The organism is Thalassotalea sp. G20_0, assembly GCF_017744175.1.
In the GTDB taxonomy this organism is placed as follows: Bacteria; Pseudomonadota; Gammaproteobacteria; order Pseudomonadales; family Endozoicomonadaceae; genus Endozoicomonas.
On the sequence record NZ_JAGHQV010000088.1, the window covers coordinates 1 to 9,881 of the forward strand.

Consider the following 9,881-nt stretch of genomic DNA (forward strand, 5'->3'; position numbering starts at 1 on the left):
TCAACTTTGCGGTAAATCTGATAGCAGGGCTGATTGCTTATACCCGTCAACCCAAGAAGCCCCATATTGATATAACAGTGCTGACTGAAGGGGTTCCTATGGCTTTATGAGCGTCGAACTCACGTTATATAAACTAAATACTTGTTTGATCTATTTTAAGTGCTTTAATACGCTCTGTACTTTGTAACAAGGTGTCGTGAATGTTGAGCCTTGATTATTGCACTGGCTGTCAATCTGGAGGGACAAAAAAATTGAAGCCATTCTCATTACTCACTGAACCGTGGATTCCCGTCCAGTACGAAGGAGCCCGGCTGCGAATCACGTACCAGCAACTTTTATGTGGGGAGAAAAAAGGCGATCTTTGTCTACCCCGTGATGACCTGGAGCTGGCTTGTCTGCAATTATTGGTAGCCATAACTCAGGTATGCTTCACACCATTTAATCGAAAGGAGTTGTTGGCCCGGCTCAAAAAGCCTTTGCCTTGCGATGTATTTCTGACTGGCGTGGAGGATAAAAAGGCTTGGTTTGACCTGAATCACCCGGAAACACCCTTTATGCAAATTCGTGGAGTTAAGGCGAGCGAACCGACTCCGATGGATAAGCTGTTGGCAGGTGTGGCAGACGGTACCAATAAAACCTTTATTAATCCTCAAGGGTTAGCGGAAGGACTCTGTGGCAGTTGTACGGCGATAGCCTTGTTTAATATGGCCAATAATTGCCCCAGTATGGGTGGAGGGTTCAAGGGAAGTTTGCGCGGTAGTACACCGATTACGCAACTGATTACAGGGCCTGATCTGCGCATAACAGTGTGGCTGAATGTGCTGCATCAGGACCGTCTGAATAACTCTGTCATGCCGTGGTACAAAGATACTGCACAACAAGCTCCAAACTATGTAGATACCGTGAAAGCAGGTGAGAAAATTTGTGCAACAAATATCGGCCTTAACCGTGGTTTACTGTGGCAACCAGCACATTTTGAACTCTTGCCTGCTGAAGATACTGGTTGCTGTAGCGTCTGTAATGTCACTGCGCCATTGTATAAGGGTTTTAATAAAGCCAAGTTCAATTACACGGTAGAAGGCGTCTGGCCTCACCCACTGTCAGCCCGCTCCTTCAAGATTACCAAAGGAAAAAAAGAAGAAAAGTTTCCTTCTTTTACCACCACAGCGCCTGGCTGGACTCAACTTAGCCGTCTGGTTGTGGCCATGGAATCCAAAAAAGAAGGACAAAACCCTGCGCCTGTGCTGATACAGATCAGGGATGACAATTTGATCAGGCAGAAGTATTTACAATTTATTATCGGCGGTTATAGAAACAAGCAGGCAACTGTGCTGGAGCGTCGCCATGATTTTTTTAGTCTGGCGGATGGCTGGGCTGAACATGGGGAGGTGATCCATCACATTATAGAGACAGGTCTGGGGTATAAAACGGCTCTGCGCAGGGCTCTCTATCTCTTTGCAGAAGGTATTAAGGATAAAAACAGAGAAATCAAAGGTGCTGGAGTCAATCTCTGTCAGTCTGGGGATGACCTCTATTTCCAGCAAACCGAACAGTGGATTCGGGACATATTTGCTGATATCGATTTCAGTGAGCCACTACCTGCTATGGATCGCCTGCGCTTTCAACTAAAGCAAACCATACAGGCACTTTTTGATCAGCTCACACAACCCTACCGGCAGGAACCCAAAATGCTCAAAGCACTGGCATTGGCTCGGCGCAGCCTGAATAAATCGCTCGCTGGCCTTCAGCCTGTGGTTGCAGAGGAGAATTAAATGCAATCTTCTAATGAAAAATCTCAGGATTTCATCCGGCTGTGGAATCGCTATGATGATTTGGGTACTGGCTTCAAAGCCGAGTTGCGCAGGGTTGCAGCACCCGATGACCTTATTGAAATCCCCGCCTTTTATCGTTTAACACGAGGTTATGGCAGTCACAAGAATATCCGGAGATTGGTTTACTGTTTGCCACACCTGAAGCATCGGGACGGTGGCGATTCATTGGGTAAAGCTCTGGCTGAGGCTGGTGTCAGGGAAAAACGCCTGTTCATGGTGATTCGCTCACAGGAACCGAATGATCTGATTCAGTTGCGGCGTTTATTGCAACAGGTGAACCCAATAGTCGACTTTTCTCAAACAGCCTGGCTGCTATTGCGCTGGGATAAGCCGGAACAAAAGCAAAAATTGCTGGAAAATTTCTTTCTGCATCAGAAAGAGTCGCACTGAACCATTTTTTTCACAACATTTAAAAGGGCAGTCTTATGAATAAGAATTTTATAAACTTTCATATCCTGATTTCTCACAGCCCATCCTGCCTTAACCGGGATGACATGAATATGCAGAAGTCGGCTATTTTCGGTGGTAAACGCCGTGTGCGCGTTTCTAGCCAGAGTCTTAAGCGTGCAATGCGCACCAGTGAGTATTATCAGGAGCATTTTCCTGAAGTATCAATTCGTACCAGGCAACTGGAGTTATTGGCGAAAAAATTAACTCAGTTGGCCCCTAAAATTGATGAAAAATGGATTGCTAAGAGTGTAGAGCTTTTTTCCAGTAAAGTGATAGATGACTCAGATGATGATATGGAATCGGACGAGGAAATAACACAAAAGAAAACAGCAGTAGCTCCTTGGTCTATCTCAGAGTTTAAAATATTTTGTGAGCTTGTTCAGGAAATCTATGAGTCTGATTTAAATGAAAAGGATCATGCGTCACTGGTAAAAGCCATAGAGAAAGAGGGTAAACGAAAGGCAACGGCAAAGAAACCGAGATTATCTGATGATCAAGTTAAAGATATTATCTTGGCAAAAATAGTAAAACGAGAGCTAAAAGAGCGCACTGAAATAATGGTAAAAGCTTGTGGACGTGCAACAGATATTGCGTTGTCGGGGCGAATGGCAACATCGGGTTTAATGACCAATGTTGATGGTGCCCTTGCAGTGGCCCATTCCATCACCACCCACGCTGTTGATGCCGATATCGACTGGTTCACTGCTGTGGATGATTTGCAGGAAATGGGATCGGGCCATCTGGATACTCAGGAATTTTCTTCTGGCGTTTTTTACCGTTATGCCAGCCTGAACCTTCAGCAGTTACAAAAAAATCTGGGTGATGCTCCCCGTGAACAGGCGCTGGAAATCGCTGCACATGTATTACATATGCTTGCCACCGAAGTGCCTTCTGCCAAACAACAAAGTTTTGCTGCCCATAACCTGGCTGATCTGGCACTGGTTAGCTTTTCTGACCAGCCACTGTCCCTGGCTAATGCCTTTGAAAGCCCTGTGAAGGAAACCGGCAATGGCTTTCGCAGTCCTTCAATAAAGGAACTTCATGACCATTGGCAAAAACTGTCAGTAGGGTTTGGTCTGGATGATTGCTGTGCCGAATGGGTGCTTGAGGATGTTGAACTACCTCAAGGTATTAATGCTGTTGAGTCCTTACCTGCACTGAAACAGTGGGTTCAAAACAATGGTGAGGGTTGATAATGCGACAGCATTTGATTCTGAAACTGGAAGGTCCCTTGCAAAGCTGGGGTAAACACAGCTTTGAAGGGTTACGACCATCGGAGGCTTTTCCGGGGCGCAGTGCCTTGTTGGGGCTTCTGGGAGCCTGTCTTGGTATTGACCGTGCGGACTGTGAAAGGCAACGTCAACTGGCGACAAGTGTCGGCTTTGCAGTACGTGTTGATCAGGGCAAACACGGGCCGATAAAAATGACGGACTACCACACCGTGAAGGATGCACGGGTGGATTATCAGGGCCTGAAAAGCCATGAGACCATTCAGACCTGGCGCGAGTACTGGCAAGATGCCAAATACACTATTGCCATCTGGAATTTCGCAGAAGCCAGTATCTCTCTGCATCAATTACAGCAGGCTATATGCAAACCTGTTTTTACTCCGGTACTGGGCCGACGCAGCTGTCCGCTGGTTCGTCCCTTGTTTGAAGATATGATTGAAGCCGAAGATGCGCTGGCCGCACTGATAAAAATTAAACCTGTAGCAGGTACGGTCTACAACGAAGAAGCATCAGGCAACCACCAACTGCAGCTCAGGGATATACCCATCCCTGAACAACCAAGACAGTTTGCTAACAGGAGAGTCCATGTGCAGGTGCTGACAACAGAGGAGGGATGTGATGTATCTGGCTAAAGTGCATATTGCTCCTGCAAAGAGTAAAAATGCTTACGAATTGCACCGGGCTTTATGGCAATTATTTCCTGATCGACCGGATGATAACCGCTCCTTTCTGTTTCGTGTAGAAAGCCTGAGTCGTGCGTTTGGTGCTCAGGTATTAATGCAGTCACACCTAAAACCGACTGGAAGTGGTGAGCACGTTCGTTGCCTGGCAGCCAAAGCTATTAATTATCAATTTCAGGAAGGTCAGCAACTGCGATTCCGACTACGGTGTAATCCGGTCAAGGCGATTAAGGATGAGCGTAAAGGTACGGTAACTCGTAACGGTAGAACGCATATCCGTTCTGTTAAAGTACCTTTAATCAGGGAAGAAGAGCAGCAGCAATGGCTGGACAGTAAACTCAGGCAAGCAGGAGCCCGTTTACAGGCAGTGAATATAGTGCAAGAAAATCCACTTTACTTCCGTAAGGCAAGGGAGAAACGCAGTGGCAAGGTGCAGCCGGTGTTGTTTGAGGGGGTATTGCTGGTGAATGATCCGGCTGCATTCCAGATAGTTGTAGCTGAAGGTATAGGGCCAGCCAAATCCTTTGGCATGGGGCTGTTAAGTCTGGCTACTGGTTAAGCCTGAAATATAACAATGACAAGGAGGTTGGATGTCGTTTATCCCACTAAAACCCATCCCGATCAAAGACCGGGTGTCAATGGTGTTTGTCAGTAAAGGTCGTATTGATGTTCGGGATTGGGCCTTCGTTGTGGTTGATGAAGTCAAAGGTGACAGAAAGCATATTCCTGTGGGGTCTGTCGTCTGTATTATGCTCGAACCGGGTACACGGGTATCCCATGCTGCCGTCAAACTGGCGGCAACGACCGGGACACTATTGATTTGGACTGGAGAATCCGGTGTTCGGCTATACTCTGCCGGTCAGCCGGGTGGTGCAAGGTCAGACAAGTTGCTTTATCAGGCAAAACTGGCTCTGGATGAAGAACTGAGACTGAAAGTCGTTCGCAAGATGTTCGAATTTCGTTTTGGTGAGCCAGCCCCTTCCCGTCGCTCAGTTGATCAGCTGCGAGGCCTCGAAGGTGCCAGGGTCAGAAAAACGTATCAGTTGATGGCAAAACAATACGGTGTGCAATGGAAGGGGCGAAGTTATGACCCTAAGGACTGGGAGTCAGGAGACACCATCAACCAATGTTTAAGTGCCGCCACAGCCTGTCTCTACGGTGTTACTGAGGCAGCGGTGTTGGCGGCGGGATATGCGCCTGCTATCGGTTTTATTCATTCCGGTAAACCCAAAGCGTTTGTGTATGACATTGCGGATCTGTTCAAATTCGAAACGGTAGTACCGGTGGCGTTTCAGATTGCAGCCAAGGGTACCCATAGTCCGGACAGGGATGTACGTATTGCCTGTCGTGACAGTTTTCGTAAAACACGGCTACTGAAAAAAATCATTCCCACCATTGAAGAGATTCTGGCAGCGGGAGAAATTACGCCACCTCCGCCACCGGAAGATGCACAACCACCGGCGATTCCTGAGCCTGTTTCGTTAGGTGATACAGGTCACAGGAGCAGCTGAAATGAGTATGCTGGTTGTGGTGACTGAAAATGTACCGCCAAGATTAAGGGGGAGACTGGCGGTCTGGCTGCTGGAGATTCGGGCCGGTGTGTACGTTGGAGATGTGTCCATAAGAATCAGGGAAATGATTTGGGAGCAGATAAATGCCCTTGCTGAGGATGGCAATGTGGCTATGGCCTGGGCAACCAACACGGAATCCGGATTTGATTTTCAAACCTACGGCACAAACAGGAGAATACCAATCGAAGAAGATGGTTTAAGGCTGGTTCTTTTTCAATCGGAAGAGTAATCAATCTGTTCTTTAACAATGGAATATTTACAGCGAATTTTTGATGAATTTGCTGGTGGAAATTTTGGGTCTTGCAACCTTTTGATTTATTGGTGTATTTTTTTAGAGTGTTCCCTGCGCCTGCAGGGATGAACCGGTAACAGAGTGAGGGCAACGGCGGCTGTGATCGTGTTCCCTGCGCCTGCAGGGATGAACCGAGATAGAAAATAAAAGTCGTTTTTCTGATGCCGTGTTCCCTGCGCCTGCAGGGATGAACCGGCCGCGTTATCTTGTGGGATGCCTCAGGAGATGTGTTCCCTGCGCCTGCAGGGATGAACCGGCCGAACACTCTTGTGAGGATGTGTTTGGGTTGTGTTCCCTGCGCCTGCAGGGATGAACCGGTTACGATCAACAGTCAGTTTGGTGCCGGGGAGTGTTCCCTGCGCCTGCAGGGATGAACCGTCTTTGGTTCTGACAATTTCCGGGGCGTCTTTGTGTTCCCTGCGCCTGCAGGGATGAACCGGAAGCGCTCCCGGTTGTCTGGTGTGGTTCGGTGTGTTCCCTGCGCCTGCAGGGATGAACCGCGAGACACCGGGATCAGTCTCCCCATCAGGCTGTGTTCCCTGCGCCTGCAGGGATGAACCGTTTCTGAATCTGGATTCTTTTCTAAAACAACAGTGTTCCCTGCGCCTGCAGGGATGAACCGCATTGAGTATCTGTAACGAGCAACTTGAGGCAGTGTTCCCTGCGCCTGCAGGGATGAACCGCAGGAGAGCGTTGATGCGGCGGGCTAATTGGTGTGTTCCCTGCGCCTGCAGGGATGAACCGGCTGACCAGAAAAAAACCGATGTTAAGTAAGCGTGTTCCCTGCGCCTGCAGGGATGAACCGTCACAGGTATGCACTCGTGCGGAAACAACCTGGTGTTCCCTGCGCCTGCAGGGATGAACCGGAGTCTGAACGTGGCTAGGTCGTGGCGTAAACGTGTTCCCTGCGCCTGCAGGGATGAACCGCAGGGGAGGAGCTGGAGCCATTACTGCCAGACGTGTTCCCTGCGCCTGCAGGGATGAACCGTTTGATCGTTTCTAATAAACTGCCGGTAATTCGTGTTCCCTGCGCCTGCAGGGATGAACCGTTATGTTAATGATTGGGGTGATCGCCTGTCTCGTGTTCCCTGCGCCTGCAGGGATGAACCGTAACCCATACAACACAAACAAATAACAGTAGGGTGTTCCCTGCGCCTGCAGGGATGAACCGCCTGTTGGAGGCGGAGAGGGCGGCACTGTCGTGTGTTCCCTGCGCCTGCAGGGATGAACCGGATTTTGATAAACATGGATTTTCTTCTTCTGAGTGTTCCCTGCGCCTGCAGGGATGAACCGTTATGTCAAACGGAGATAATCGGTGTGGTTGTGTGTTCCCTGCGCCTGCAGGGATGAACCGGCGATATGTCCCACCCTTCCAGGGGGCTTTATGTGTTCCCTGCGCCTGCAGGGATGAACCGGAGCTTCAGCAGCAGGCCGAGCAGCGGCAGGCGTGTTCCCTGCGCCTGCAGGGATGAACCGCCTCGATTGAGCTTTGATTCCAGCCGTAATACGTGTTCCCTGCGCCTGCAGGGATGAACCGCGTGGCCGCTGCCCGTCTTATGATGAATTGCAGTGTTCCCTGCGCCTGCAGGGATGAACCGAACTGAAAACCAGCGTTCTCGCAGTCGTACTGGTGTTCCCTGCGCCTGCAGGGATGAACCGCTACCTGGCTAGATCGTGGCCCTTAGATCGCCGTGTTCCCTGCGCCTGCAGGGATGAACCGCCTTACGTCGGACGTTATGATGCTGTTGATTTGTGTTCCCTGCGCCTGCAGGGATGAACCGATGCGTTGATTGTCTGGGATGAAATACAAGACGTGTTCCCTGCGCCTGCAGGGATGAACCGGACTTTGGATTCAGCTGAACCACTGACCCGGTGTGTTCCCTGCGCCTGCAGGGATGAACCGGATACTACCTGGCTGTTTTACTCTTTGTGGCTGTGTTCCCTGCGCCTGCAGGGATGAACCGATATCTGGCTGAAACGGGCAGGGCGGGAGTATGTGTTCCCTGCGCCTGCAGGGATGAACCGCGATTCGGGGGGCTGTTGAAATGAAATCGCTGGTGTTCCCTGCGCCTGCAGGGATGAACCGCGTATTCGTGACGCCGGGGAGATTAACCTGATGTGTTCCCTGCGCCTGCAGGGATGAACCGCGGCGGCGCGGGCTCAGGATGCTAAGTGGTGGGTGTTCCCTGCGCCTGCAGGGATGAACCGCCCTTGCTCCAGTAACCCTCTAAAGTTGCTGAGTGTTCCCTGCGCCTGCAGGGATGAACCGCTCTCCGTTTTTTATGCGGACACCCGTATGGAGTGTTCCCTGCGCCTGCAGGGATGAACCGTGCGGCCATCCATACAGCACTACCTTCTTTCGCGTGTTCCCTGCGCCTGCAGGGATGAACCGAAAATCACGACTTCCTGACCACAACCATTAATGTGTTCCCTGCGCCTGCAGGGATGAACCGGTCCCCAAGTTCTTTAATGTCTTTGCTGTACTGTGTTCCCTGCGCCTGCAGGGATGAACCGCTGAACCCTGAGCCGGTAGTCCTGATCGGCTTGTGTTCCCTGCGCCTGCAGGGATGAACCGTTTTCATTATTACCACCTTTTTTGTGAGTGGTGTGTTCCCTGCGCCTGCAGGGATGAACCGTTTGCGCCTTACCAAATTCTGGCACACCGGTTGTGTTCCCTGCGCCTGCAGGGATGAACCGCATATCTCTCTGGATCTGGCGGCGGTTTGAGGGTGTTCCCTGCGCCTGCAGGGATGAACCGGTTTTCACATGATCGCTGCGGATGTGATTGCTGTGTTCCCTGCGCCTGCAGGGATGAACCAGTAGCAGATCGCTCAGGCCTTGGGGAGACGCAAGTGTTCCCTGCGCCTGCAGGGATGAACCGAAAAACCCAGATTACTCTTGGCTTAACGACATGTGTTCCCTGCGCCTGCAGGGATGAACCGCCATACCTTCTTCAGATGCCGTTACAGACTGTGTGTTCCCTGCGCCTGCAGGGATGAACCGTCGTCAGACAGAGAAACTGTTATATCTTGTTCGTGTTCCCTGCGCCTGCAGGGATGAACCGCTGAACGGCCTGACTCACAGCGATCTATGCAGGTGTTCCCTGCGCCTGCAGGGATGAACCGCCTATGAATTGACCGAGGCGGGATTCCTTGCCGTGTTCCCTGCGCCTGCAGGGATGAACCGCCGAGGGATTCACCTACTACGCCACGGACACCGTGTTCCCTGCGCCTGCAGGGATGAACCGGGCGGAGGCGCGTCGCTATGCTTCTTAAAATGGTGTTCCCTGCGCCTGCAGGGATGAACCGCCACCATTGGCATTATCGTCCATCTGCCGGGCGTGTTCCCTGCGCCTGCAGGGATGAACCGTTAAACCACGCCTGCCCCTGCTGGATATTGGCGTGTTCCCTGCGCCTGCAGGGATGAACCGAGTTAGAAGTCGATCCCGGTTAGCCGGTGTTGGTGTTCCCTGCGCCTGCAGGGATGAACCGCCAGAAGTGGAAAAGATACGGTTGCAGACCGGGTGTTCCCTGCGCCTGCAGGGATGAACCGGCCAATAGGGTTAGTCCCTTGAGGCATCGAGCGTGTTCCCTGCGCCTGCAGGGATGAACCGTTGCTTGAAATGAGAACGGCTCGCCTGGTCATGCAGCAATTCCCGATGAATCACTAAGCCCTACAGCCGCAACAGTCTCAGAGGTGCAATAAAAACAGAGCCCGCGCAATTTATCGACTAAAATAATCTCTTATAAAACCAGTGTCGTTGGGTGGATTATGTGTACAGCCATTCAGAAACAAGTCAGGCAACTTAGTGCCACGTACTTGATAAA

Annotated in this window: 7 protein-coding genes and 1 CRISPR repeat array; all 7 genes read left to right on the top strand. The window is 50.8% G+C overall.

The genetic code is table 11. The features are described from left to right. The first annotated feature begins 251 nt into the window (after positions 1 to 251). The 7 genes from casA to cas2e are packed head-to-tail and all read left to right on the top strand — an operon-like array spanning position 252 to position 5,991. On the top strand, positions 252 to 1,772 hold the full coding sequence (casA, locus tag J7438_RS24090) for a type I-E CRISPR-associated protein Cse1/CasA (RefSeq protein WP_209278601.1): 1,521 nt from the start codon (positions 252 to 254) through the stop codon (positions 1,770 to 1,772). Further along, positions 1,773 to 2,222, top strand: coding sequence for a type I-E CRISPR-associated protein Cse2/CasB (gene casB, locus J7438_RS24095; RefSeq protein ID WP_209278602.1), 450 nt, complete (start codon positions 1,773 to 1,775; stop codon positions 2,220 to 2,222). 35 nt (positions 2,223 to 2,257) lie between these two features. After that, complete coding sequence (gene cas7e / locus J7438_RS24100; protein ID WP_209278603.1) at positions 2,258 to 3,475, top strand: type I-E CRISPR-associated protein Cas7/Cse4/CasC; 1,218 nt, start codon at positions 2,258 to 2,260, stop codon at positions 3,473 to 3,475. Positions 3,476 to 3,477: 2 nt separating this feature from the next. Next, complete coding sequence (gene cas5e, locus J7438_RS24105; protein WP_209278604.1) at positions 3,478 to 4,143, top strand: type I-E CRISPR-associated protein Cas5/CasD; 666 nt, start codon at positions 3,478 to 3,480, stop codon at positions 4,141 to 4,143. Next, positions 4,130 to 4,750, top strand: coding sequence for a type I-E CRISPR-associated protein Cas6/Cse3/CasE (cas6e, locus tag J7438_RS24110; protein WP_209278605.1), 621 nt, complete (start codon positions 4,130 to 4,132; stop codon positions 4,748 to 4,750). The genes cas5e and cas6e overlap by 14 nt, the downstream gene beginning before the upstream one ends. Positions 4,751 to 4,781: 31 nt before the next feature. Next, a complete protein-coding gene (cas1e, locus tag J7438_RS24115) occupies positions 4,782 to 5,702 on the top strand; it encodes a type I-E CRISPR-associated endonuclease Cas1e (protein WP_209278606.1) in 921 nt (306 codons plus the stop codon). A 1-nt stretch (position 5,703) separates the two neighbouring features. Next, positions 5,704 to 5,991 (top strand): type I-E CRISPR-associated endoribonuclease Cas2e, encoded by a 288-nt coding sequence (gene cas2e / locus J7438_RS24120; RefSeq protein WP_209278607.1) that lies wholly within the window; start codon positions 5,704 to 5,706, stop codon positions 5,989 to 5,991. A 107-nt stretch (positions 5,992 to 6,098) separates the two neighbouring features. After that, positions 6,099 to 9,667: a CRISPR direct-repeat array (repeat unit 29 nt; unit sequence GTGTTCCCTGCGCCTGCAGGGATGAACCG). Positions 9,668 to 9,881: the final 214 nt, after the last annotated feature.

What these genes read in the sequence shown, in the direction of transcription:
- casB (WP_209278602.1), top strand. Translation starts at nt 1,773, where the DNA reads ATGCAATCTTCTAATGAAAAATCTCAGGATTTCATCCGGCTGTGGAAT.
- cas7e (WP_209278603.1), top strand. Translation starts at nt 2,258, where the DNA reads ATGAATAAGAATTTTATAAACTTTCATATCCTGATTTCTCACAGCCCA.
- cas5e (WP_209278604.1), top strand. Translation starts at nt 3,478, where the DNA reads ATGCGACAGCATTTGATTCTGAAACTGGAAGGTCCCTTGCAAAGCTGG.
- cas6e (WP_209278605.1), top strand. Translation starts at nt 4,130, where the DNA reads ATGTATCTGGCTAAAGTGCATATTGCTCCTGCAAAGAGTAAAAATGCT.
- cas1e (WP_209278606.1), top strand. Translation starts at nt 4,782, where the DNA reads ATGTCGTTTATCCCACTAAAACCCATCCCGATCAAAGACCGGGTGTCA.
- cas2e (WP_209278607.1), top strand. Translation starts at nt 5,704, where the DNA reads ATGAGTATGCTGGTTGTGGTGACTGAAAATGTACCGCCAAGATTAAGG.